This is a genomic window from Mesorhizobium sp. AR10, assembly GCF_024746795.1.
GTDB lineage: Bacteria > Pseudomonadota > Alphaproteobacteria > Rhizobiales > Rhizobiaceae > Mesorhizobium.
Genome location: NZ_CP080524.1, coordinates 3,708,720 through 3,731,866, shown reverse-complemented (window position 1 = coordinate 3,731,866; position 23,147 = coordinate 3,708,720). Strand labels below are relative to the sequence as shown.

At 62.0% G+C, this 23,147-nt stretch carries 22 protein-coding genes and 1 pseudogene; 13 read left to right on the top strand and 10 right to left on the bottom strand.

The window, feature by feature from the left end; all coding sequences use genetic code 11:
• Positions 1-8: 8 nt before the first annotated feature.
• The 7 genes from LHFGNBLO_RS21455 (at position 9) to LHFGNBLO_RS21425 (ending at position 8,789) form a co-directional block, all read left to right on the top strand.
• Positions 9-995: an ABC transporter permease gene (locus LHFGNBLO_RS21455; protein WP_258601353.1), complete on the top strand. Its 987-nt coding sequence runs from the start codon at positions 9-11 to the stop codon at positions 993-995.
• Positions 992-1,951, top strand: a complete 960-nt coding sequence (locus tag LHFGNBLO_RS21450) for an ABC transporter permease (RefSeq protein ID WP_258601352.1) — start codon at positions 992-994, stop codon at positions 1,949-1,951. Before LHFGNBLO_RS21455 ends, LHFGNBLO_RS21450 begins: the two co-directional genes overlap by 4 nt.
• Positions 1,951-3,267 carry a M20 family metallopeptidase gene (locus tag LHFGNBLO_RS21445; protein WP_258601351.1) on the top strand — a complete coding sequence of 439 codons (1,317 nt, stop codon included), beginning with the start codon at positions 1,951-1,953 and terminating at the stop codon, positions 3,265-3,267. Before LHFGNBLO_RS21450 ends, LHFGNBLO_RS21445 begins: the two co-directional genes overlap by 1 nt.
• Positions 3,268-3,428: 161 nt before the next feature.
• Positions 3,429-4,199: a TIGR01458 family HAD-type hydrolase gene (locus LHFGNBLO_RS21440; protein ID WP_258609842.1), complete on the top strand. Its 771-nt coding sequence runs from the start codon at positions 3,429-3,431 to the stop codon at positions 4,197-4,199.
• Positions 4,200-4,392: 193 nt separating this feature from the next.
• Entirely contained in the window at positions 4,393-5,421 is a 1,029-nt protein-coding gene (locus LHFGNBLO_RS21435) for an ABC transporter substrate-binding protein (protein ID WP_258601350.1), read from the top strand.
• Positions 5,422-5,424: 3 nt separating this feature from the next.
• Positions 5,425-7,713, top strand: coding sequence for an ABC transporter permease (locus LHFGNBLO_RS21430; RefSeq protein ID WP_258601349.1), 2,289 nt, complete (start codon positions 5,425-5,427; stop codon positions 7,711-7,713).
• On the top strand, positions 7,713-8,789 hold the full coding sequence (locus tag LHFGNBLO_RS21425; RefSeq protein WP_258601348.1) for an ABC transporter ATP-binding protein: 1,077 nt from the start codon (positions 7,713-7,715) through the stop codon (positions 8,787-8,789). Before LHFGNBLO_RS21430 ends, LHFGNBLO_RS21425 begins: the two co-directional genes overlap by 1 nt.
• Here the strand turns inward: LHFGNBLO_RS21425 and LHFGNBLO_RS21420 are convergent.
• The 10 genes from LHFGNBLO_RS21420 to LHFGNBLO_RS21375 all read right to left on the bottom strand — a co-directional run bounded on the left by LHFGNBLO_RS21420 (position 8,779) and on the right by LHFGNBLO_RS21375 (position 18,219).
• Positions 8,779-9,573 (bottom strand): inositol monophosphatase family protein, encoded by a 795-nt coding sequence (locus LHFGNBLO_RS21420; RefSeq protein ID WP_258601347.1) that lies wholly within the window; start codon positions 9,571-9,573, stop codon positions 8,779-8,781. The two genes, LHFGNBLO_RS21425 and LHFGNBLO_RS21420, sit on opposite strands and share 11 nt — an antisense overlap.
• 98 nt (positions 9,574-9,671) lie before the next feature.
• A complete protein-coding gene (locus LHFGNBLO_RS21415) occupies positions 9,672-10,952 on the bottom strand; it encodes a Zn-dependent hydrolase (RefSeq protein WP_258601345.1) in 1,281 nt (426 codons plus the stop codon).
• Positions 10,949-11,806: a BtpA/SgcQ family protein gene (locus tag LHFGNBLO_RS21410; protein ID WP_258601344.1), complete on the bottom strand. Its 858-nt coding sequence runs from the start codon at positions 11,804-11,806 to the stop codon at positions 10,949-10,951. Before LHFGNBLO_RS21410 ends, LHFGNBLO_RS21415 begins: the two co-directional genes overlap by 4 nt.
• The gene (locus tag LHFGNBLO_RS21405) at positions 11,803-12,714 is read right to left on the bottom strand and encodes a ribokinase (protein ID WP_258601343.1); all 912 of its coding nucleotides are present in this window, start codon (positions 12,712-12,714) and stop codon (positions 11,803-11,805) included. Before LHFGNBLO_RS21405 ends, LHFGNBLO_RS21410 begins: the two co-directional genes overlap by 4 nt.
• 2 nt (positions 12,715-12,716) lie before the next feature.
• Positions 12,717-13,487, bottom strand: a complete 771-nt coding sequence (locus tag LHFGNBLO_RS21400; protein ID WP_258601342.1) for a glutamine amidotransferase — start codon at positions 13,485-13,487, stop codon at positions 12,717-12,719.
• A gap of 31 nt (positions 13,488-13,518) precedes the next feature.
• Positions 13,519-14,607: a phosphotriesterase gene (locus tag LHFGNBLO_RS21395; protein ID WP_258601341.1), complete on the bottom strand. Its 1,089-nt coding sequence runs from the start codon at positions 14,605-14,607 to the stop codon at positions 13,519-13,521.
• Position 14,608: 1 nt separating this feature from the next.
• The gene (locus tag LHFGNBLO_RS21390) at positions 14,609-15,628 is read right to left on the bottom strand and encodes an ABC transporter permease (RefSeq protein WP_258601340.1); all 1,020 of its coding nucleotides are present in this window, start codon (positions 15,626-15,628) and stop codon (positions 14,609-14,611) included.
• Positions 15,625-16,425: an ATP-binding cassette domain-containing protein gene (locus tag LHFGNBLO_RS21385; RefSeq protein ID WP_413774639.1), complete on the bottom strand. Its 801-nt coding sequence runs from the start codon at positions 16,423-16,425 to the stop codon at positions 15,625-15,627. Before LHFGNBLO_RS21385 ends, LHFGNBLO_RS21390 begins: the two co-directional genes overlap by 4 nt.
• A gap of 92 nt (positions 16,426-16,517) precedes the next feature.
• Complete coding sequence (locus tag LHFGNBLO_RS21380) at positions 16,518-17,459, bottom strand: substrate-binding domain-containing protein (protein ID WP_258601339.1); 942 nt, start codon at positions 17,457-17,459, stop codon at positions 16,518-16,520.
• 142 nt (positions 17,460-17,601) lie between these two features.
• Entirely contained in the window at positions 17,602-18,219 is a 618-nt protein-coding gene (locus LHFGNBLO_RS21375) for a cupin domain-containing protein (RefSeq protein ID WP_258601338.1), read from the bottom strand.
• A gap of 111 nt (positions 18,220-18,330) precedes the next feature.
• Between LHFGNBLO_RS21375 and LHFGNBLO_RS21370 the strand changes: the two are divergent.
• The 6 genes and pseudogenes from LHFGNBLO_RS21370 to LHFGNBLO_RS21345 form a co-directional block, all read left to right on the top strand.
• Positions 18,331-18,462: pseudogene (locus LHFGNBLO_RS21370) on the top strand (JAB domain-containing protein); the annotation flags it as partial.
• A 151-nt stretch (positions 18,463-18,613) separates the two neighbouring features.
• Positions 18,614-19,498 carry a cytochrome c oxidase subunit II gene (locus LHFGNBLO_RS21365; protein ID WP_258601337.1) on the top strand — a complete coding sequence of 295 codons (885 nt, stop codon included), beginning with the start codon at positions 18,614-18,616 and terminating at the stop codon, positions 19,496-19,498.
• A 20-nt stretch (positions 19,499-19,518) separates the two neighbouring features.
• Complete coding sequence (locus tag LHFGNBLO_RS21360; RefSeq protein ID WP_258601335.1) at positions 19,519-21,288, top strand: cytochrome c oxidase subunit I; 1,770 nt, start codon at positions 19,519-19,521, stop codon at positions 21,286-21,288.
• Positions 21,285-21,989 (top strand): cytochrome c oxidase subunit 3, encoded by a 705-nt coding sequence (locus tag LHFGNBLO_RS21355; protein ID WP_258601333.1) that lies wholly within the window; start codon positions 21,285-21,287, stop codon positions 21,987-21,989. Before LHFGNBLO_RS21360 ends, LHFGNBLO_RS21355 begins: the two co-directional genes overlap by 4 nt.
• Before the next feature lie 13 nt (positions 21,990-22,002).
• Complete coding sequence (locus tag LHFGNBLO_RS21350) at positions 22,003-22,725, top strand: heme-copper oxidase subunit III family protein (protein ID WP_258601332.1); 723 nt, start codon at positions 22,003-22,005, stop codon at positions 22,723-22,725.
• Positions 22,726-22,734: 9 nt separating this feature from the next.
• A complete protein-coding gene (locus LHFGNBLO_RS21345) occupies positions 22,735-23,139 on the top strand; it encodes a cytochrome C oxidase subunit IV family protein (RefSeq protein WP_258601331.1) in 405 nt (134 codons plus the stop codon).
• Positions 23,140-23,147 lie beyond the last annotated feature (8 nt).

Here is a 23,147-nt window from a genome sequence, read left to right as displayed (position 1 = left end):
GCTTTGAGATGAATGCGGTGCGACAGTTTGGAAACGGTGTCTTCGCCATGAACGGGCGGGAGTGGTCCCTGCTTGTGGCCTGTTTGCTGGCGATCATCATCTTTTCTGTCGCATCGCCCCACTACGCGACCTCTGGCAATGCGGCCACGGTCTTGCGCAACAGCGTCGAACTGCTGCTGATCGGCCTTGGCATGACATTGTTGCTCGCCATGGGCGGCATCGATGTATCCATCGGTATCGTCATGGGTCTGGCTGCCATCGCCATCGGTCGCGTGCTTGGCACCGACGGCAATCCGCTGCTGGCGCTCATGGCAGGCCCAGTGGTCGGCGCGCTGCTGGGATGCGTGACGGCCACCGTCGTCGTCCTCGGCCGCGTTCCGGCGATTGTCGGAACGCTCGGCCTGCTCGGCGTCTACCGCACCGCTGTCTTTGTCCTTCTCGGCGGGCAGTGGCTTTCCGGCCTGCCCTCGAGCCTCACCAATCTTCTTGCCACCACCGTGCTCGGCGTCCCCGTCCCTGCCCTGGTGATTGTCGTTGCCTATCTGGTCGTCTGGCTGGCGCTGCGGCGAACCCCCTATGGGCTGCACTTGCTGGCGATCGGCAATTCGGAGGAGAAGGCGCGGCTGTCCGGCATCCCGGTGATCAAGACCCGCTTCATGACCTTCGTCATCAGCGGGGTTCTGACCGGCATTGCCGCCACTTTCTATGTCGCCACCTACCGCAACGTGGAAATGACGATCGGCAGCACGGTGGCGCTCGATGCCATTGCCGCGGTCATTCTTGGCGGCACGAGCATATTGGGCGGCAGATGCAGCCTGATCGGCACCGTGCTCGGCGTGCTTCTTCTCAGAATTCTCCAAAACGGATTGCTTTTGATCGGCGTCCCCTCGCTCTGGCAGCCCGTCGTCACCGGTGTTCTGATCATTGGCGTGCTCGGCTTCGAAGCTTTTTCCAACCGCTTGCATCTTGGCCAGTTTCAGCGAGCCCGCGCATGAAAACGCTCCGAAACTTGCAGGGACCTGCCCTCACCCTGGCTTTGCTATGCGGACTTTGGCTGGTCGTGATTTTCGGCCTGCTGGCGCTCAAGCCTTCGGTCTATAACCTCGGCACCGTCACCACCGTCCTTCAGTTCTCGACGATCCTGGCCCTGGTCGGCCTTGGCCAAGGGCTGGTCATCATGGCCGGCGGCGCCGGCATCGACCTGTCGGTCGGCGGCGCGGTCTCTCTGTCCGCCATCGTTGCAATGCTCTGCCTCAAGCTGGGATTGCCGCCCGTTCTGTTGCCGGTCGTCTGCATCCTGGCCGGCGCGATGCTCGGTGCCTTGAACGGGTGGCTGGTGAACGGGCTCGCCCTCCTCCCTTTTATCGCGACACTCGGCACGTTCTTCGTCTATTCCGGCGCAGCGCTTGCCGTCACCGGCGGCGCCGCCCAGGCGGGCGTGCCCTCGTGGCTGCTCCTGTGGGGGCGCGGTGTCGTCATGGGCATCCCCGTGCCCTTCCTCACCCTTGCCATCCCGTGCTTTGCGCTTGCTGGCCTGGTGCTGCTCTCGACGGCCTGGGGGCGCTGGATCTACGCGATGGGCTTCAATGAACGTTCGGCCAAGCTGGTCGGCATTCCGGTCGATCGCGTTCGCTTCATTCTCTACGTGTTGAGTGGCGCGCTTGCCGGTGCCGCCGGTCTCGTCTCGCTCGCATGGCTCGGCAGCGGCAGGCCCAACATCGGCCAGAACCTCGAGCTCGAATCGCTGACCGCCGCCATGTTGGGAGGCATCGCCATCACCGGCGGACGTGGTGGCGTTGGCGGCGTGTTCGCGGCCGTCCTGCTTCTGGTGACGCTGAAGACCGGTCTTCTGCAATTGAACATCAACACGGTCTGGCAGGTGGGGATTGTCGGCGCCCTTCTGGTTTTCGTCCTTCTCGCCGACCGACTATCCCAACGTTGGAGATCATAATGCCGTCCAAAGAAGAGATCATTGCCGCGCGTGTCGAGGCGGCAGCCGATCGCATCGTCGCAACGTTGAGCGATCTCGTAGCTTTCCCCTCGATCGTGAAATCCAATCCGAAGGAGGCCGGTCCCGGTGAGCGCGACTGCCAGCTGTATCTGCAAAAACGTATCGAGACGCTCGGCTTCTCGACCGATCTCTGGGATCCGGACGGCCCGGCGCTCTACGAAAAATACAAGGGCCGCGCGGGCGCCAACAAAGGCAGGACGTTCGAGGGCCGACCCAATCTCGGCGGCGTCCTCAAGGGCACCGGCGGCGGCCGTTCCATCATGCTGACCGGCCATATCGACGTCGTCCCGCCGGGCGCTGCCGGACACTGGACGACCGACCCGTTCCAGCCGGTCCTCAAGGACGGTTTTTTGCACGGGCGCGGCACGGTCGACATGAAAGGCGGCGTCGCCTGCATGCTGATGGCCGTCGAGATATTGAAGGACCTCGACATTCCATTGTCCGGAGACGTTGTCTTCACGACCGTCGTCGATGAGGAAATCGGCGGCATGGGGTCGCTCGCCATGGTCGATCGCGGATTCCATGCCGACGCCGGCATCATGACCGAGCCGACCGCGAACAAGATCGCGCCGCTCTGTCATGGCATCCTGTGGGGAAAGATCATCATCGACGGCATCGGCGGGCATGCGGAACTCACGCCGAATGCCTGGTATTCGAGCGGCCCGGTCGATGCTGTCCAGCTCTGCCGGCAAATCCTCGACGGCATCGACATTCTCAACCGGCGCTGGATGTTCGATCCGAGGAAGAACCATCCATTGATGGATCTGCCCAACCAGATCATCGTCACCCAGATCAATGCCGGGGAACATCCCTCCTCCATGGCCGGACGCGGCGAGATCATCATCGACGCGCAATATCTGCCAAGCGAACATGACGAGTTCAAGCTGGGCGGCAACGTCAAGCGCGAAATCGAAGAGCATATCGCCAATGTCTGCCAGGCAGATCCCTATCTGCGAAAGCATCCTGCCCACGTCGAGTGGATCCTCGACGCGGATTGCGCCGAGATCCCATCGGACAATCCCTTCGTCGGCCTGTTCCAGGAGGCCGTCAGGGAAGCCAACCTCTCGCCGGTCTTGAGTGGTTTTGGCGCGCATAGCGACATCGGCCTGCCGACCGGCCTTGGCAATACCCCGACCGTCAATTTCGGTCCTGGCGACCCGGCGCAAGCGCATCAGCCGAACGAACGCGTTTCGGTGCGGGATCTGATCGACTGCACCAAGGCAATTGCAATCGCCGTCGAGAAATGGTGCCGCTAGCAGCGCAACACGACCAGGGGGTATGGACGCCCTCGGCTACACGCCCGCCTATCCGCGCAAATGGTCAAACGCGCGCTCGAGCATTCCGCCAGCGCGATCTTTACCGGAATGTGGCCCGTTCCGCATTTGACGCATGGCGGACTCCTCGTCATGCTGGACCGATGACCAGGGGCGTACTGCTGGACCTCGCAGGCGTCATCTATGATGGCGAGGTCGCCATACCAGGCGGGATCGACGCCGTCGTGCGTTTGCGTCAAGCCGGTTTGGCCGTGCGCTTCGTGAGCAATACCACGCGCTCGTCGAAGCAGAGGGTTCTCGAACATCTGGAAGCCATGGGGCTCACCGTTGCCAAGGCAGACGTCTTCACACCGGCGCACGCCGCACGCCAATGGCTTATTCGCAATGGCCGTGCGCCATATCTGTTGGTTCACCCCAGCCTTGAGCCGGATTTTTGCGAACTGCCGGATCGCGACAAGCGCGCCGTCATCGTCGGCGATGCCGGAGAGGCCTTCACCTATGCGGTGTTGAATGACGCGTTCCGCGAGTTGTGCGCAGGGGCCGAATTGTTGGCCCTTGCCACCAACCGGACGTTTCGGGATGCCGACGGTGCGCTCAGTCTCGATGCAGGGCCGTTCGTCGCAGCATTGGAATTTGCCTCCCTGAAGCGCGCAACCGTTCTCGGCAAGCCGTCGCCGGCATTCTTTCTGTCGGCGCTGGCAAGCATGAACTGTCCGCCAGATCAGGCGATCATGGTCGGCGACGATGCTGAGGCGGATATAGCTGGCGCCCTGCGCGCCGGAATTTCGAGCGCATTGCTGGTGCGGACAGGCAAATATCTGCAGGGCGATGAGAAACGGTTCGATCCGCGCCCGACCGCAACCGTCGCCGATCTCGCGGCGGCCGCCGACTGGATCATTTCGCGCCGAGACTGATTGCGCAGGCTGGACCGAGGCCCAGCGGTCGCCGATGCACCGAGAGGTCTCATCTTAGATTTCCACAATGCCACCGCACAAATGCAACATTCGGCAGTGCTTTGGGGCAAAGCTCGCCGATCCCCCTTCCAACTTGTATTTTCCGCCTATCTGGGTTTCATAAGTCGGCAAATAACCCAGGGAGGAATTCAACATGATCAAAAGGGCAATTCTCGGCGCCGGTATCCTTGCCGCCGGCATGTGGAGCGCGTCATCATCGGCGTCCGCCGAAAGCCTGACCATGTATTGCGGTGTCGACGAGGTCTGGTGCCAGCAGACGGCGCGGGCCTTCGAGGAAAAGACCGGCATCACTGTCGACATGACCCGCAAGAGCGCCGGCGAAATCTACGCGCAGCTGCGCGCCGAGGCGGCCAATCCCAAGGGTGACATCTGGTGGGGCGGCACCGGTGACCCGCACCTGCAGGCGGCCGAGGAGGGTCTGACCGAGGAGTACAAATCACCCCTGCTCGACCAGTTGCAGCCCTGGGCTATCAAGCAGGCGGAAACAGCCGGCCACCGCACGGTCGGCATCTACTCCGGCGCGCTGGGTTTCGGCTATAACAAGGATCTGCTCGCCAAGAACAATCTGCCGGAGCCGAAATGCTGGGCCGACCTGATCAAGCCGGAGTACAAGGGGCAGATTCAGGTCGCTAACCCCAATTCCTCAGGCACCGCCTACAACATGCTGGCGACGATCATTCAGCTGTTCGGCGAGGAGAAGGGTTTCGAGTACTTGAAAGCCCTGCACAAGAACGTCAACCAATACACCAAGTCGGGTTCGGCGCCGATCAAGGCCGCCGGGCTTGGCGAGACCACGATCGGCATCGTCTTCATCCACGACGCCGTGTCGCAGGTCGTTGCCGGCTTCCCGATCGTTCCTGTCACCCCTTGCGAGGGAACCGGCTACGAGATCGGCTCGGAATCGATCATCAAGGGCGCCCGCAACATGGAAGCCGCGAAGAAATTCTACGACTGGGCGCTCGAGGCCGACGTCCAGTCCAAGGCGCAGGATGCGGGATCATTCCAGGTTCCGTCGAACAAGGCGGCAAAAACCTCCGACAAAGCGCCTGACCTGGCTGCCATCAAGCTGATCGACTACGACTTCAAGAAGTATGGATCGAGCGAAGAGCGCAAGCGCCTGCTGAAAAAGTGGGACGAGGAGGTCGCGTCGCTACCGCAATAGCAGATGCGCTTTCGCCAAACCCGCTGGCCGCTTGAACCGATCGCCGTCCTTTGGATGGCGGTCGGATGGGTGGGGTTTGCCTTGCTGCCGTGGTACGGCATCGAGGACGGGTTCTTCGGCTTTTCCTGGCTGTTCGACGGCTACCCGTTCGACAGCAAATTCGCACCGGCGCTGGTTCTGGCCCTCAAGGGCGAGAAACTGTGGTTGGCGCCGCTCGGCTTCCTGCTGGCGGCGCCGTTGCTTCTGTGGGGTCGCAACAAATCCGATCCGTTTTTCGGCCGGCTGCTCGTCATTGTCGGCGCTGCAGGATTTGGCTGGCTTCTGTTCCAGGGCTTCGCCATCGGGTTGCACGGCTGGCAGTTCAGCTGGCTGACCAGCCTGTTTGGCGATCTTGGCGACCGTCAGTTCGGCATGGGTTACGGCGCCCTGCTGGTCAGCGGCGCCTTTCTGTTCCTGCTCACCCTTGGCATTGCCGCGCGCGGTGCCGTCGGCGGCGACGTATTCGTCGTCAGCTCGATCGGCTTTGTCGTCGCGGTGGTTTCCATCTTCATCTTCATGCCGATCCTGATGATGCTGGCCAACGCCATGCAGACTGATGATGGCGGCTATTCGCTTGTCGCGTTCCTGGCCAAATTGTTCAGTTCGCGCCTGTGGAGCCTGGCTTGTCTCGCCGGCGGCAGCCGCTGCGGCGTTGCCTGGAACTCGCTGCTGCTCGCCGTACTCGTCGGCCTGCTGACCATGTTTCTGGGGCTGGTGTTCGCGCTTGTCGTGACACGCACGAGTTTCCGCTACGGCAAGCTGCTGCGTGCGCTGACCGTGTTGCCGATCATCACGCCGGCCTTCGTCATCGGCCTTGCCATTATCCTGTTGTTCGGACTGTCCGGCGCGGTGACACAGAGCGTCGCCGGCGTCTTCGGCATCCAGCCAACACGCTGGGTATATGGACTTCCCGGCCTGCTCATCGCCCAGGTTCTCGCCTTCACCCCGATCGCCTTCCTGGTTCTGATCGGCGTTGTCGAAGGCGTCAGCCCGTCCATGGAAGAGGCCTCGCAGACGCTCCGCGCCAGCCGCTGGCAGACCTTTTGGACGGTATCCTTGCCACTGATGAGGCCAGGCCTCGCCAACGCCTTTCTGCTCGGCTTCATCGAAAGCATGGCCGATTTCGGCAATCCGCTGGTGCTGAGCGGCAATTACGACGTCCTGTCGACGGAAATCTTCTTCGCCATTGTCGGCGCACAGAACGATGCGGCACTTGCGGCGATCCTGGCACTGGTGCTGCTAGGCTTCACGCTTGGCGCTTTTTATGCGCAACGCTTCTGGATCGGCAGGCGCTCCTATACCACGGTCACCGGCAAGGGCGACGCCGGCGTCCATCCGCGCCTGCCGGACGGGCTGACACGTGCGCTCTATGTCATCGCCGGCCTGTGGACGGCGTTCACCGTGCTGGTCTACGTAGTGATCTTCTACGGCAGCTTTGTCAGGCTGTGGGGGGTCGATCAGAGCCTGACGCTGCAGCACTACAAGAAGGCGTTCGCCGTCAGCTGGAATGAGTTCGGTATCCATTGGTCGGGATCGGCGTGGAGTTCGTTCTGGACGACGATGGAGATCGCGCTGATATCGGCGCCGCTGACTGCCGGCATAGGTCTTCTGACCGCCTACCTTCTCGTCCGCCAGAATTTCCGTGGCAAGAATGCCTTCGAATTCGCGACCATGCTGTCTTTCGCGATCCCGGGAACCGTCATCGGCGTCAGCTACATCATAGCCTTCAACGTGCCGCCGATCGAACTGACCGGAACCGGCATCATCCTCGTTCTGTCGTTCATCTTCCGCAACATGCCAGTCGGCGTGCGCGCCGGCGTCGCCTCTATGTCGCAGATCGACCGCAGCCTGGATGAATCCTCGCTGACGCTTGGTGCCAACTCCTGGCAGACCTTCAGACGCGTCATCCTGCCATTGCTGAGGTCGGCAATGCTGGCGGCGCTTGTCTATTCCTTCGTGCGTGCCATGACCGCGATCAGCGCCGTCATCTTCCTGGTCAGTGCGCGCTACGATCTTTCGACCAGCTACATCGTCGGACGTGTCGAGAACAATGAGTACGGCATCGCCATCGCCTATTCGACGGTACTGATCGTCGTCATGCTGGTGGTCATCGGCCTGATGCAACTGATCGTCGGCAGCCGCAACATCGGCCGGCGCGGCATCCAGAAGGGCGACGGCGGCTGGAGCGTGCGCACCAATGTCAGCCTGCCGGCAACGCCAGGCGGCCAGACGACAATAGCAGGAGCCGGGTGATGGCCGAAATTCGCGGCAACGCGGCCTCGGTGACCTTCGAGCATGTCACCAAGACTTATCCGGGTGCCAGCACACCGGCGGTCGACGACATTTCGCTTGCGATAGAGGCCGGAAAGCTGGTGACGCTTCTGGGACCTTCCGGTTGCGGCAAGACGACGACGCTGCGCATGATCGCCGGCCTGGAGATGCCGTCCAGCGGCCGCATCCTGATCGGCGGCGACGACGTGACTCGGCTGCCGGCCACCGACCGCGACGTGTCCATGGTGTTCCAGTCCTATGCACTGTTCCCGCATATGACAGTGATGGAAAATGTCTCTTACGGCTTGCGCTTCTCCGGCCACGACAAGAAGGAGGCCGCGTCCCGCGCCCGCGCCGGGCTGGAGCTCGTCGGCCTCACAGGTTTCGAGGCGCGCCTGCCCAGCGAACTGTCGGGTGGTCAGCAGCAGCGCGTGGCGGTGGCGCGCGCGCTGGTGCTCGAACCGCAAGTGCTGCTGTTCGACGAGCCGCTCTCCAACCTCGACGCCAAGCTGCGCCGGCATGTGCGCGAGGAAATCAGGGAGATCCAGACCAAGCTTGGGCTGACCGTGGTCTATGTCACGCACGACCAGGAAGAGGCGCTGGCGGTTTCGGACCGCATCATCGTCATGAACAAGGCAGTGGTGGCGCAGGACGGCACGCCGCGCGAACTCTACGATGCGCCGGCCAACGCCTTCGTTGCCGACTTCATCGGCGAAGCCAACATCCTGGATTGCGAGGTGGTTTCGGTGCAAGCGGACGAAGCCGCCGTCCGGCTCGGTTCGCTCACCATGAAACTGCCGGCGCGTGGCCATCAGGCCGGCCCCGCGAAGCTGGCCATCCGTCCGAGCCGCATCGAGATCGGTCCCGCCGGCGCGGCGCAGACCATCGCAGGCACGCTTGCAAAGGTCACCTATGCCGGCAGCCATCTCGAACTGGTCGTTGCCACGGCGCTCGGCGACGTGTTCGTGCTGTCGCGCAACGTCGATGCGCCGTTCCAGGCGGGCGACAGTGTCGGCATCGGCTTTCCGGGACGCGGACCGGTTCTGATCAAAGCTTGAAGGGTTCGACGCAGAGGTCGCGAATCTGGGCGAACACACCATTGCCGGCGCAGACAGCCAGCGTGCCTTTTTCCAGAACGGTCCTCGGGTCCGGCTTGACGATCGTGCCGCCGGCTTCCTCCACCAAAAGCATGCCGGCCAGGCAATCCCAGGCGTTCATGTGCTCCTCGACATAGCCGAGCAACCTGCCGGCAGCGACATAGGCGAGCATCAGCGCACCCGAAGCATTGCGGAAAAATACACCGCCTTCGGCAATGAGAGAGCGGATGAGCGTAACGATATTTTGCATCTCGGCACGGTTGGAGAAGCCGGTGCCGACCGAACCTTCGGTCAGGCTGGTGACGACGCTGGCCCTGATCGGCTTGCCGTTGAGAAACGCGCCACCGCCCTTGCGGCAATGGAAGGTCTCGCCTGTAGAGGGTTCGTGGATGACGCCGACGACGGTATCACCATCCTTGGCGCAGGCAATGACCACGCACCAGGCCGGAATTCCGCGCACGAAATTCGCAGTGCCGTCGATCGGATCGATCACCCAGACATGCCCGGTCGACCCGGTGACCGAGGCATGTTCCTCGCCGACAATGCCGTCGTCCGGGTAGGCAGCATTCATTGCCGCGCGGATGAACAGCTCCACCTCGCGGTCGGCCTGCGAAACCATATCCTGATGGCCCTTGCTCTCGATGGTGAGGCTGTCGAGATCGCGGAAATATTTCAGGCCGAGCTCGCCGGCGCGCCGCGCAAGCTCGATGGCGAAATGTTCGCGCGCTTTGTTATCGGATGTCATGAGGTCCTTGGCACGGCAAATGCGATTAGGGCTTTGGATGAAGTAGCTGGAGAAGCTTAGCGTTCAAGGCGCGGATGTAAATGAGGCGCCGTGCCTGTTTATCGGGCCACGGGGTCAGGCGCCTCACCAGGCAGGTCACGTGGCGAGGCAGCCGCGATGGCCGCCTGCAACAGGACCCGCGCGCCGGTGATCGCGTCGGCAGGTTCCACATATTCCGCCTCATTGTGGCTAAGCCCGTCACGGCACGGCACGAAGATCATCGCCGCCGGCGCCAGGCGGGCGATGAACAGCGCATCATGGAATGCGCCTGAAATCATCTGCTTGTGCGGCAGTTGCAACGAGGTGGCGGCGTCCTCGACGATTTTGACCATGTCGGGCGAAAACGCCGCTCCGGGCATGTCGAACGACCGCCTGATCGTTGCCGTGCAGTCCTGGGCCTCGGCTTCCGCCGCGCAGACCCGGCGCAGCTCGGCCTCGATGGCATCCAACTGCTCCGGCTGAGGATGCCTGAGGTCGACGGTAAAGGTCACGGATTGCGGTATGGCGTTGATCGATCCCGGCTGGGCGGCGATCCGCCCCACCGTCAGCCGCGCATTGGTGTCGAGCGGCATGATCGTCGTCTGCAGCCTGTGCATCGCGGCGACGGCGGCGACCATCGGATCCCTGCGGTAGGCGAGGCCGGTCGTACCGGCGTGACCCGCAGCGCCTTGAATGGAGACTTCCAGCCAACGTGTGCCCTGGACGGCGGTAACGACACCGATCGGCATCCGCTCCTTTTCCAGCGACGGTCCCTGTTCGATGTGAAGCTCGATATAGCCGGATATTGGCATGCCGATCGGACGAAGGGTTGCCTCCGGCAAGGCGGTGAGCGTGGCTTCGAGCTCGCTTGCGAGGGACGCGCCGTCGCTGCCGACGATGGATTTCCATGCGGCAATATCCGCACCAGTGAAGGCCATGGAGCCCATGACGCCCGGCGCGAAGCGGCTGCCCTCTTCATTGGTCCAGGCGACGACCTCGATCGGCATTGTGGTTTCAGCCTTCGCGTCCTCCAGCGCTTCGAGTGCTTCGAAGGCGGAAAGCGTGCCGAGCGCCCCATCGAAGCGCCCTCCGGTCGGCTGGCTGTCAAGATGGCTTCCGATCAGCAGCGGCGGCAGCATGGCATCCGAGCCCTCGCGGCGGATGAAGAGGTTCGCCATGCCGTCCTGAGAAACCGCGAAGCCGCGCTCGAGCGCCAGTTCCGCCAGCAGGCGCCGGGCGCTGCGATCCTCGACGCTTAACGCCTGCCGGTTGACACCTCCGGCCGGTGTGGCGCCGATCCGGGCGAACGCGTCGAGCCGCCCGAGCAGCCGCTCGCCGTCGATCTCCGGCACCAAAGTCACCGTTTGAGGCCGCGGATGAAGGCCTTCACCCGTTGCGGATCGACCTGGTTCCACCAGACGCCGTCATGTTTCAGCGAGCTGGCGACGATGACGCCGTCGACGATGTCGAGAATGTCGTTGGCGTTCTCGGGCGTAACGCCACTGCCAACAAGCGTCGGCAATCCTGCGGCTTCCTTGATCATCCTGATGTAGCCGAGGTCAGCGGCGTGGCCGGTGCGCTGGCCGGTGGCGATCACCGCATCGGCATCGAAGAACACCAGATCCCTGACCTGTTCCTCGACCGGCCGGTCGCCGACGATCGCATGGGCGCCATGCTTGACATGGGCATCGGCGAAGATACGGATGCCGTTGGCCCGAAGTTTGGCCCGGAACCGCATGGCGCGCGCCGCCTCGCCTTCGATCAGGCCCTCATTGGCGACATAGGCGTTGGCCCATTGGTTGACGCGGACGAACGAAGCACCAGAGGCGCTGGCGATCGACAGCGCAGGAATAGCAGCGTTGGCGAGTACGTTGATGCCGATCGGCCGGCCGAGGTCGCGGCGGATGCGGTCGGAAACGACGGACATATAGGCCGACGTTTCCGGCCCGATATCATCCGGTTTGGCAAACGGCACGTCGCCGTGGTTTTCGACGATCACGCCGTCGCAGCCGCCTTGTAGATAGGCTCTGGCGTCGTCGAGGCCGCGTTGATAGACGGCCTCGATTGCCTCGCCATTGTAGCGCGGCGCGCCCGGCAGGGGCGCGAGGTGAATGACGCCGATCACCACCTTGCTTCTGCCGAAGATCGACTGCAGCGCATCATTCGTGACCTGACCGATTGGTTTGGAGCCGACTGGTTTGGGGGATTTTGTCATGCGGTTTCCGCTTCCGTCGTTTCCATGAGCATTTTCATCTCCCGCCCGTCGGGGCAGGAACCGAGCGTGCCGGCGCGTCCGACCGAGATGGCAGCGGCGCGTACCGCGATCCGGGCTGCCGTGGCGAGGACCATGCCGTGCGCGAGGCAACCGGCGAGGCAGCCGCAAAAGACGTCACCCGCACCGCTGGTGTCTACCACGGTCACCTTGGGCGCCGCGATCCGGTCGACGCTTCCTTCGCCATCGGCGACCAGGCAGCCATGCGCGCCAAGCGTCACAATTGCGGTGTCGGCGCCTTGACGGATCAGTTCGCGGGCTGCCTCGGCAGGATCGCTGGCTCCGGTCAGTTGCGCCGCCTCGCCCGCATTGGCGATAGCGAGGCTGACGGCGCTCAAAGGCGGTGCAAAGCCGGCCGCGAGCGGGCTCGGATTGAAGATCGTCATGGCTCCCGCGCCGCGCGCCGCCCGCAGGCAGGCAGTCGTTACATCGGGATGAAGATTGCCCTGAATCACCATGATGTCGCCGCGTTCGATCGACCGCGCGAAACCAGTGTCAGCGAGCGGATCGAAGGCGGCAGCGCAACTGGCGCCGGTGACGATGAGGTTCTCGCCCCGCGCATCGACCATGATCGTCGAACGGTCGCTCTGCAGCGACAACGTCGTCAAATGACCGGCGTCGAGATCGCGGCTCAATTGTTCCCTTATCCATGATCCGGCGGCATCGTTGCCGATCGCCGCACGGAAACGAACATCGGCTCCGGTGCGCGCCGCGGCAACCGCCTGGTTCGCACCCTTGCCGCCAAGTCCATCGGCATGGCTGGATGCGTTCAGCGTCTCGCCTGGTTGCGGAAACCGGTCCAGCCGAAACGTCGTATCGACGCAGATATTGCCGAAGACATGGACGCGCATGGCTAATCCCCAGCCGTTGCCCAGCCCAGCATCTGTTCGAACAGCGTCTTGTAGCCGCTCCAGGCGATAAAGCCCGGCGGCAGCCAGTGCGGCCCGACATCCGAGGTCCAGGCGACGGTGCGGCCCTTGCCATATTTGCCGGTCACCAGCAGCGGCAGGGAACGGTAGTCAGAAGACACGGTGGCGAGAACGTCCGCTCCGTCCTTGACGACAACCTCGTTGAAGCCGAGCAGGATCGGCCAATCCTTGCCCAGACCCCTTAGAATCGGATGGCTCTGCGGGCCGACAACGACTGGCGCATAGCCCTCCGGAACCTCGACGCGGTCGTCCACCGGCAGGCAAGTAACCGGCAGAACGTCTTCGACCGGCGTCTTGTGGTAGCGCGCCCCGCCATTGATGCCCTGGAAACTGTAGTAGCCGCCGAACATAAGCAGGCCACCGCCATTGCCGACATAGTCGCGCAACAGGCGCAGCCGGTTCGGGGTCGGTTTGGAGTGGATCCAGGTGTCGGGGTGAAGCAGCAGCGTATTGGCGCCAAGATCGGAAAGCACAACCGCGTCATAGGCCGAAAGCGCTTCCATGGTCTGGGGGAAATTCCGCTGCGCCTCATGCGCCGGCATGAAGGTGACGTCGAACGCACTGTCCTTCAGCGCAGCCAAAAGTTCATCAGCACCGGTGTGATAAGTCACGGTCGGAAACTGATCGAAGCCCTTGATGTGGGTCGCGGTCGAAACCCAGGATTCACCTGCGAGAAGAACCTTCTTCCTGGACATGTTTACTCCCTATGTCGAATTGATCTGCGGCCTAGAGGCTCGCGGCGAACACGGTCTTTGGATTGTCGACGAGCATGCGGTCGATCGCCGACTGCTCGACACCATGGCGTTTCAGTCGCGGCACGAAATGCTTGAGGATGAAGCTGTAGCCGAAGCCGCCAAAGCGCGTCAGCATGATCTTCAGAAAGACGTCCTGCGACAGAAGAATCCGGTCGACCAGACCCATGTCGATCAGCGAGCGGATCGCCTGAGCATTCTGCTCGTCGGAAGGCGATTGCGCATCCTGGTCGGCATAATAGAAATCCATGCCGATCATGTCGTATTCCAGGAAGGCGCCGCGGGCAGCGAGGCTTTTCTGGTAGGTGAGATCGTTGTGGCTCGGGTTCATATGGCACAGCACCGTATGCCGGAGATCCGCACCTTCCGCCTCCACCACGTCGAGCACGTCATGGGCCAGCCGTTCCCAGCCGGGCAGATGGATGGTCAGCGGCACGCCGGTGATTTTCGCCGCACGGGCCGAAGCCCGCAGCGACTTGCGCTCCTCGTCGGTGAAATCCTTGCTGACGCCGACCTCGCCGATGATGCCGGCCATTATTCCGGGCTGCGTCGCCCCGCCGCCGACATCGTTGACCAGGAATTCGGTGACGTCGTCGACGTCCATTGCCTTCAACCAGTCGGGGTGGGTGTGCTGCAGGTAGAAGCCTGTGCCCATGACGATGCGCAGTTCGGAGGCACGGGCGATGCGCGCCAGCTTCACCGGATCGCGGCCAATGCCAATATTGGTTGCATCGACCACGGTGTGACCGCCGAGCGCCCGATACTTCGCCAGTTCCGAAAGCGCCAGGTCGCTGTCGTCGAGCGAGACGTTGTCGCGGTTCATATAGGGGTTCATCCGCAACTCGCCGATGATCTCCATGCTGACCGGCTGTTCGGCGATCTTCTTCTCGTCGGGATGGCAAGGACATTTCCACGATGTCGCGCCATCGAGCAGGATGTGCTCATGCATCAGCGTCACGCCCATGTCGGCGATCGCAACCGGACCCGTGACGGTCATCAAGGTGCCGGAGTGAACGCCGATCGGCGCCCGTTCCCTCGGCTTGTCGTCGAACAGATGATCCATGTCAGCGGCCCCGCGTTGCGCCCTTGAACAGGCGGAAATTCAGCCAGATGGCAACGAGGATGATGGTGCCGGTGACGATCGGCGTGAGGAACGGCGACATATGCGCGAGGATCAGGCCGTTGCCGATGACCGCGACGGTCAACGCGCCGAGCACCGTGCCGATGATCGTACCGCGCCCGCCGAACAGGCTGGTACCGCCAAGCACCACGGCGGCGATGACATCGAGCTCGAAACCCTGGCCGGCATTGGACGAGCCGGAGCCGAGCCGGGCGGCGAGAATGATGCCGGCCACGGCCGCCGCCATACCCGAGAGAATATAGACGAAGAGCGTCATGAAGCGCGTATCGACACCGGCGCGGCGCACGGCCTCGGCATTGGCGCCGATACCGGTGACATAGCGGCCGAACGGCGTCTGGTTGAAAGCGAGATAGGCGATGATCAGAACAACAAGAGCAAGCAGTGCCGGCACCGGAACACCGAGAAACCAAGCCCTGCCGATGTTGACAAAGAAGCTCGTCGGCTCGACCGGGATCGAATAGCCGCCGGTGATCAGCAGCGCCACGCCGCGGATGACGGAAAGTCCGGCAAGCGTGACGATGAAGGCCGGTATCCGCTCATAGGCGATGAAGAAGCCCTGCAGGGCGCCGATCGCCGCGCCGAGCGCCAACATGGCGATGACGACGAGCGGCCACGGCAGGCCAGCCTGCAGCAAGACGGCCGACAGCGTAGCCGTCAGCGCCAACACGGATCCAACCGAGAGGTCGATGCCGCCCGTGGTGATGACGAAGGTCATGGCGGCCGCAACGATCAGCAGTGGCGCCGACTGGCGCACGATGTTGAGCAGATTGGGCGTCGTCAGGAAGGAGCCGGTGATCAGCGAAAAGACCACGCAGACGACCAGGAAGAACAGCGCAATCGAGACGACGCTGCCATTGGCTATCGCGACATCCTTCCACGTGCCGTTGTGGGCGCGTTTGGGCGGCGAAGCGCTAATATCCCTGGGCGATGGAGTGACGTTCATGGCTGCGCCCCCTCATCGCGGCTAGCGCGCGCAGAACGCGCCGTGAATTTGCGGCCGACGATCAGGTTGACGACCTCCTCGATGCTGGTGTCGCCGATCTTGCGTTCGGCGACATTGCGGCCTTCGTACATGACCTGGATGCGGTCGCAGACCAGGAACAGATCCTGCAGCCGATGGGTGATGAGGATGACGCTGACGCCGCGGGCGCTGACGGCACGGATGAGCTCCAGAACCGCCTCGACTTCCGCCACCGCAAGCGCGGCCGTCGGTTCGTCCATGATCAGCACCGACGGATCGAAGGAGGCGGCGCGGCCGATGGCGATCGACTGGCGCTGGCCTCCGGAGAGGTTTTCGACCTTGAGCTTGGTATCGGCAATGACGATGCCGAGCCGGTCGAGCATCTGGCGCGTCTCGTAATGCATGCGCTTGTTGTCGAGAAAGGGGACGCCGAGAACGTGGCGGCGCGGCTCGCGGCCGAGGAAGAGATTTCCCGCCACATCCACCGTGTCGCAGAGCGAAAGGTCCTGGTAGACCATCTCCACACGTGCGGCGCGGGCATCGGCCGGTGAGGAAAAGGCTACGACCTTGCCATCGATCTCGATGGTGCCGGAATCCGGAATGACCGCACCGGACAGAACCTTGCTCAAGGTGGATTTGCCGGCGCCGTTGTCGCCGACCAGGCCGAGCACTTCGCCTGGCTTCAGGCTCAGCGAGACATCGTCCAGCGTCTGGATAGGGCCGTACCGTTTGGAAATACCGGTCATACTGACGCGGTAGGTCTCGCCATCGCTCATCATGGTTCCAGTTCTCTGGGCGACAAGTTCAATCGGTCGCCGGGCTGCGCAAGCAACTCTCGGGTCGATGCGCAGCCCGGCGGTCTTGGGAGATCTTACTTGAACATGTCCTTGAACTGGCCAACATTTTCCTTGGTCACGATGGTGATCGGAACATTGATGATGGGCTCGATCTTCTCGCCCTTCTTGAGCTTGACGAAGGCTTCGATGGCAGCCTTGCCCTCACCGGCCGGATCCTGCTGGACGACTGCGATCACCCAGCCTTCTTCGAGACCCTGCATCGCTGACTTGGTCAAGTCCCACCCGAACACCTTGACGTCGCCGATACGGCTCTGGCTGGTGACGGCGGAAACCGCGCCAAGCAGAGCGGGCTCGCCGGTCGCGTAAAGCGTCGTCATGTCGGGATTGGCGGTCATCAGGTTTTCGGAGGCGGACAGTGCGACGTCCTGCACATTCTGACCGTCGACCGTATCGAGGAATGTGACCTTCTGGCCGCTGTCGGTGACGGCTTTCTTGAAGCCATCGAGGCGCTGGTTCTGGATGAACGAATTGAGCGCGCCGACGACACCGATCTTGGCGGTGCCGCTCATATTGGTCTTGACGTATTCGGCATAGAACTTGCCGATATCCTCGCCGGCCTTGGTGTTGTCGACACCGACGAAAGCGACGTTGTCGCCTTCCGGGATTTGCGCGTCGATGGCAATCACTGGAATGCCGGCGGCCTTGGCCGCGGTGATCGCCGGTTTCACACCGTTGACGTCGATGGCGACGAGAATGATGCCGTCGACCTTCTGGGTAATGTAGTTCTCGATCGCGTCGTTTTGCGCGCTCGGCACATTGTTGGCGTTGAAGATAACGAGGTCGACGCCGGCAGCCTTGGCAGCAGCCGTCGCACCGTCATTGATCTGGTTGAAGAACAGAGCCTGCTGGTTGATGGTGACGAGCGCATAGGTCTCGGCCATGGCGGAGGCAGAGCCGAGGGCGAGGGTCATGGCTATGGCTGCCGCGCAGCCTGAAAGAATTTTGGTAAGACGCATTCCGGTTCCCCTTGGTTTTGCGGAAAAGGCCCTTGATCGGGCTCACCTGGCGCCTGAGCGCACCAGCATATTTCAAGATACTTGATTTCTTGTCAAGTGACTTGAATTAGCATCCGCGAAGGGAAACGAGGGGTTCGCCAGATCAGAATGTGGCTGGCGTGTTCACCCAGAAAATGCTGGCGCGTTCACCGCCGACATTGCGGTACCAGTGCGGCAGTTCGGAATTGAAAACGAAGGAATCGCCGGCAGACAGCCGAAACGTCTTTTCACCGACCATCAGTTCGATGAACCCTTCGAGGACATAGCCGACTTCCTCGCCGGCATGCTGGATCGGGCCAGCACTTTCACCGCCCGCCTCGATGTGATGAATGTTGCATTGGAGGAGATGACCCGGTGAATATGGTATGACACGCTCGAGCGAAATGCCCTCCCCGCGCCGAAGCGGATCAAGTGTGATCAACGGTCGCGCTCCAGCCCGGAAGACGATGCCTTCCTCGCCGTCGGACTCCTCGAACATCCAGCCAATATTCGTGCCGAGCACCTCGACAAGCCTGTGAAGCATGGGAAGCGACGGCGATACCTTGCCGTTCTCGACCTTCGAAAGCAGGCTTTCAGAGCAGTTGGCGGCGGCGGCGAGCGCCTTCAAAGTCAGGCCACGCGTCTGCCGGGCAAGTTTTAGCCGTGTGCCGAGGCGCAAAAGGCTGGTCGCGGTCGCGCGTTCGTCAGTGTCCTTGCGTTTGTGGATATCGATTTTGTTCATGAGGGCCGCGCAGTTCGACTTGGATCCTGAAACCGATCATACGCACTGATCATTGCTTTCCAAAGAAATTTTATCTCAAGTATATTGATGCACAGCCTCCTATAGGCGTCGGCACGAGCCCACGTCGAGATGACCAGGCTGATCGTCGACACCGCCAAGCCGCTCGGCTGCGCCATCCACGACCACATCATCATCGGCAAGAACGGCAACACCAGCATGAAGGGCCTGCTGCTGATAGGTTGAGCACTGGTGCCGCAGGTCCGCGGCCGCAAAAAAGCGATTTTTTGCCCCTTCCACAGCCGGCTCTAGAATTTCGATCGCAAATCACGCATGATGGACTTGGTATTTCCCGGGACGGCTTAGCGCCCCTTGGAATACCAGGGAGGAACGGGACATGGCCATCGCGCTTGTACTCGTTTTGATAGTCGTGGGCTCAGTGTTGTTCCACTTCCTGAGCCCATGGTGGTGGACGCCGATTGCCTCAAACTGGGACTATATCGACCACACCATCATTATCACTTTCTGGATCACCGGCGTCGTCTTCGCCGCTGTTGTGCTATTCATGGCCTATTGCGTGTTCCGCTTCCGTCATCGGGAAGGGAATAAGGCGGCCTATGAGCCGGAGAACAAGCGGCTTGAATGGTGGCTGACGATCGTCACCGGAGTGGGTGTCACCGCCATGCTGGTTCCCGGCCTGTTTGTCTGGAGCCAGTTCGTCAACGTTCCGAGCGACGCAACCGTGGTCGAAGTCGTTGGCCAGCAATGGCAGTGGAGTTTCCGCTTGCCCGGCAAGGACGGCAAGCTCGGCACGTCCGACACCCGAAACGTCACCGCTGAAAATCCGCTGGGCGTCATCGACAGCGATCCCAACGGCCAGGACGATGTCGTGGTCGAAGCGGCCGACCTGCATCTGCCGGTCGGCAAGCCGGTCAAGATGCTGCTGCGCTCGATCGATGTGCTGCACGATTTCTACGTCCCTGAATTCCGCGCCAAGATGGACATGATCCCGGGCTCGGTCACCTATTTCTGGTTCACCCCGACCAAAACCGGAACCTTCCAGGTCCTGTGTGCCGAGCTTTGCGGACAGGGGCATCCGATGATGAATGGCATCGTCATGGTCGACACTGAGCAGGACTATGTGGCCTGGCTCGACCAGCAGCAGACTTTCGCGCAATTGTCGGCACCCCAGCAGACTGGCTCGGCAAATGAGATGCCGGGACAGACGACGGCGCCGGCTCTCGAAATAACAGCAAAGCTCGAAACCGTCGAAGCTCGCTGAAAGGGCACGGAGGTGTTCCTATGGTCGATATCACGCCTGCAGATGCCGTCCCGCCGGCTGAAGTCGCGGAAATGGATCTCTACCATCCGCACAGTTGGTGGACGAAATACGTCTTCTCGCAGGATGCCAAGGTCATCGCCATCCAGTATTCGGCGACGGCGATCGGGATCGGCATGGTCGCGCTGGTGTTGTCCTGGCTGATGCGGCTGCAACTCGGCTTCCCCAGCACGTTCGACTTCATCACCCCGGAAGCCTACTACCAATTCATCACCATGCACGGCATGATCATGGTGATCTACCTGCTCACGGCCCTCTTCCTCGGCGGCTTCGGCAACTACCTGATCCCGCTGATGGTCGGCGCGCGCGACATGGTTTTCCCCTATGTCAACATGCTGAGCTACTGGATCTACCTGCTTGCCGTACTGGTTCTGGTGTCGAGTTTCTTTGCACCCGGCGGACCGACCGGTGCCGGCTGGACGCTGTACCCGCCGCAAGCCATCATGACCGGCACACCTGGCGGACAGGACTGGGGCATCATCCTGATGCTCGTCTCGCTGATCCTGTTCATCATCGGCTTCACCATGGGCGGCTTGAACTATGTCGTGACGGTGCTGCAGGGCCGCACGCGCGGCATGACGCTGATGCGTCTGCCGCTGACTGTCTGGGGTATCTTCACCGCGACCGTCATGGCGCTGCTCGCCTTCCCGGCGCTGTTCGTCGCCTGCGTGATGATGTTGTTTGACCGCCTGCTCGGCACCAGCTTCTTCATGCCGGCGGTCGTCGAGATGGGCCAACAATTGCAGCACGGCGGCGGCAGCCCGATCCTGTTCCAGCATCTGTTCTGGTTTTTCGGCCACCCCGAGGTCTACATCGTGGCGCTGCCGGCCTTCGGTATCGTATCCGACCTGATCAGCACCCATGCGCGCAAGAACATCTTCGGCTACCGGATGATGGTCTGGGCCATCGTCGGCATTGGCGCGCTGAGCTTCGTGGTCTGGGCGCACCACATGTATGTCAGCGGTATGCACCCCTATTTCGGCTTCTTCTTCGCCACCACGACATTGATCATCGCTATCCCGACCGCGATCAAGGTCTACAATTGGGTGCTGACGCTGTGGCGCGGCGACATTCATCTCACCATACCGATGCTTTTTGCCATGGCCTTCATCGTCACCTTCGTCAATGGCGGACTGACCGGGCTGTTTCTCGGCAACGTCGTCGTCGACGTTCCACTGTCGGACACGATGTTCGTCGTCGCCCATTTCCATATGGTCATGGGCGTCGCCCCGATCACCGTGATCTTCGGAGCGATCTACCACTGGTACCCGAAGGTCACCGGCCGGATGCTGAACGAGACGCTTGGCCAGTTCCATTTCTGGGTCACGTTCCTCGGCGCCTACCTGATTTTCTTCCCCATGCACTACATCGGCCTGATGGGCGTGCCGCGGCGCTACAACGAACTCACCGATATAACGATCATGACGGAGTCAGCCCATCACCTGAACTCGTTCATCAGCATCATGGCGTTCATCGTCGGCTTTGCTCAGATCGTGTTCCTGTTCAATCTGATCTGGAGCATCCGTCATGGCCGTGAGGCCGGCGGCAATCCGTGGCGCGCCACGACGCTCGAATGGCAGACGTCCGAAACACCGCCGGCCCACGGCAATTTCGGCAAGGAGCTGCCGATCGTCTATCGCTGGGCCTACGACTACAGCGTGCCGGGCGCCAAGGAGGACTTTATCCCGCAAAACGTGCCGGGCAATTTCGGCCCCTCCAGGGAGCCGGCATGAGCGTCGTTCTGGTTTTCATGCTCGTGGTCGCCGGCATTGCCGGATGGTGGCTTTCCCATCAGCGGCTGATGGGAAAGCCATGGCTCGAGCAAGGGTTGCTCGGCGATTTTATCGCCCTGGACCGATCGGCGCTGCCGACCGCCAAGATCGGTCTCGGCGTCTTCCTCGCCGTCGTCGGCTCCCTGTTTGCGCTGTTCACCAGCGCCTACTTCATGCGCATGGCGCTGTCGGACTGGCAGCCGCTTCCGGGGCCGCGCCTGCTCTGGCTCAACACCGGCGTTCTGGTCTTGAGCAGCATTGCGCTGCAATGCGCCTCGGTCGCGGCACGCAAAGGCCGGATGGACACGGTCAGGCTCGGCCTGGTGACAGCTGGGCTCACCGCGGTCGCCTTCCTGATTGGACAGCTTGTGGCATGGCGGGAACTGACCGCCGACGGCTATTTGCTGACCTCCAATCCGGCCAACAGTTTTTTCTACCTGATAACCGGGATGCATGGCCTGCACATAGTGGGGGGGCTGGTGGGCCTGGGCAGGACAATCGCCGCCGCCTGGAACGGAGCACGGCCGGAGCGGCTTCGCCTCAGCGTCGAACTGTGCACCATGTACTGGCATTTCCTGCTTTTCGTCTGGCTCGCCATCTTCGCTCTTCTGGCCGGCTGGGCCGCAACCTTTATCGACATTTGCCGACAGTTACTGACCTAGGAGGTCTGGGAGCATGGCAGAGACGACAGTGACGCATGTCGGCCAAACGGAGCCGCGGCCTGCCGGCTGGCAAGGCATCGCCGCCGACTGGTCCTCGGATCAGCGGGCGTTCAAGAACGTGTCCTGGGGCAAGGCCATGATGTGGATCTTCCTGCTCAGCGACACCTTCATCTTCGGCTGCTTCCTGCTCTCCTACATGACCGCACGCATGTCGACACGCGTGCCGTGGCCCAACCCGAGCGAGGTCTTTGCGCTGCACATAGGCGGCTCGAATGTTCCGCTGATCCTGATCGCCATCATGACCTTCGTGCTGATCTCCAGCAGCGGCACGATGGCCATGGCGGTCAATTTCGGCTATCGCCGCGACCGCCGCAAGACGGCAATCCTCATGCTTCTGACAGCAGTGCTGGGCGCGACCTTTGTCGGCATGCAAGCCTTCGAATGGACCAAGCTGATCAGCGAAGGGGTACGGCCCTGGGGCAATCCATGGGGCGCAGCGCAGTTCGGTTCGTCTTTCTTCATGATCACCGGCTTCCACGGCACGCATGTGACGATCGGGGTGATCTTCCTGATCATCGTGGCGCGAAAGGTCTGGCGCGGAGATTACGACACCGAACGGCGCGGCTTCTTCACCAGCCGCAAGGGTCACTACGAGAGCGTCGAGATCATGGGGCTCTACTGGCATTTCGTCGATCTGGTCTGGGTGTTCATTTTCGCATTTTTCTATCTTTGGTGAGAGGCAGATATGGCTGAAGCAACCGCAAACGGCCTGGGGCAACACACCCTTCACGCTGGACACGCGCATGAAGCGCCAGCGACCGGCGTCGCCCATACCGACGTTCACCAGGAACACCCGATCAAGCTCTATCTGGTGGTCTGGGCATGGCTGTTCGTCCTCAGCGCCTGCTCCTATATGGTCGATTATTTCGGCCTCCACGGCTATCTCAGATGGTCGCTGATCCTGATCTTCATGATCCTCAAGGCGGGGCTGATCGTCGCCTTCTTCATGCACATGGCCTGGGAGCGGCTGGCGCTGACCTATGCGATCATCCTGCCGCCGGTTCTGGTGCTGGTGTTCGTGGCAATGATGGTCTTCGAAGCGGACTACACGCTTTTCACCCGGCTGGTGTTCTTCGGGGCCGGGCCCTGACATTTGAA

Bases quoted from the DNA above. Each gene is read 5' to 3' on its own strand.
- LHFGNBLO_RS21450 (WP_258601352.1), top strand. From the start codon at position 992: ATGAAAACGCTCCGAAACTTGCAGGGACCTGCCCTCACCCTGGCTTTG.
- LHFGNBLO_RS21455 (WP_258601353.1), top strand. From the start codon at position 9: ATGAATGCGGTGCGACAGTTTGGAAACGGTGTCTTCGCCATGAACGGG.
- LHFGNBLO_RS21365 (WP_258601337.1), top strand. From the start codon at position 18,614: ATGGCCATCGCGCTTGTACTCGTTTTGATAGTCGTGGGCTCAGTGTTG.
- LHFGNBLO_RS21350 (WP_258601332.1), top strand. From the start codon at position 22,003: ATGGCAGAGACGACAGTGACGCATGTCGGCCAAACGGAGCCGCGGCCT.
- LHFGNBLO_RS21440 (WP_258609842.1), top strand. From the start codon at position 3,429: ATGACCAGGGGCGTACTGCTGGACCTCGCAGGCGTCATCTATGATGGC.
- LHFGNBLO_RS21420 (WP_258601347.1), bottom strand. From the start codon at position 9,573: ATGACATCCGATAACAAAGCGCGCGAACATTTCGCCATCGAGCTTGCG.
- LHFGNBLO_RS21375 (WP_258601338.1), bottom strand. From the start codon at position 18,219: ATGAACAAAATCGATATCCACAAACGCAAGGACACTGACGAACGCGCG.
- LHFGNBLO_RS21435 (WP_258601350.1), top strand. From the start codon at position 4,393: ATGATCAAAAGGGCAATTCTCGGCGCCGGTATCCTTGCCGCCGGCATG.
- LHFGNBLO_RS21395 (WP_258601341.1), bottom strand. From the start codon at position 14,607: ATGGATCATCTGTTCGACGACAAGCCGAGGGAACGGGCGCCGATCGGC.
- LHFGNBLO_RS21430 (WP_258601349.1), top strand. From the start codon at position 5,425: ATGCGCTTTCGCCAAACCCGCTGGCCGCTTGAACCGATCGCCGTCCTT.
- LHFGNBLO_RS21355 (WP_258601333.1), top strand. From the start codon at position 21,285: ATGAGCGTCGTTCTGGTTTTCATGCTCGTGGTCGCCGGCATTGCCGGA.
- LHFGNBLO_RS21445 (WP_258601351.1), top strand. From the start codon at position 1,951: ATGCCGTCCAAAGAAGAGATCATTGCCGCGCGTGTCGAGGCGGCAGCC.
- LHFGNBLO_RS21405 (WP_258601343.1), bottom strand. From the start codon at position 12,714: ATGCGCGTCCATGTCTTCGGCAATATCTGCGTCGATACGACGTTTCGG.
- LHFGNBLO_RS21385 (WP_413774639.1), bottom strand. From the start codon at position 16,425: ATGATGAGCGATGGCGAGACCTACCGCGTCAGTATGACCGGTATTTCC.
- LHFGNBLO_RS21345 (WP_258601331.1), top strand. From the start codon at position 22,735: ATGGCTGAAGCAACCGCAAACGGCCTGGGGCAACACACCCTTCACGCT.
- LHFGNBLO_RS21360 (WP_258601335.1), top strand. From the start codon at position 19,519: ATGGTCGATATCACGCCTGCAGATGCCGTCCCGCCGGCTGAAGTCGCG.
- LHFGNBLO_RS21380 (WP_258601339.1), bottom strand. From the start codon at position 17,459: ATGCGTCTTACCAAAATTCTTTCAGGCTGCGCGGCAGCCATAGCCATG.
- LHFGNBLO_RS21425 (WP_258601348.1), top strand. From the start codon at position 7,713: ATGGCCGAAATTCGCGGCAACGCGGCCTCGGTGACCTTCGAGCATGTC.
- LHFGNBLO_RS21410 (WP_258601344.1), bottom strand. From the start codon at position 11,806: ATGACAAAATCCCCCAAACCAGTCGGCTCCAAACCAATCGGTCAGGTC.
- LHFGNBLO_RS21390 (WP_258601340.1), bottom strand. From the start codon at position 15,628: ATGAACGTCACTCCATCGCCCAGGGATATTAGCGCTTCGCCGCCCAAA.
- LHFGNBLO_RS21400 (WP_258601342.1), bottom strand. From the start codon at position 13,487: ATGTCCAGGAAGAAGGTTCTTCTCGCAGGTGAATCCTGGGTTTCGACC.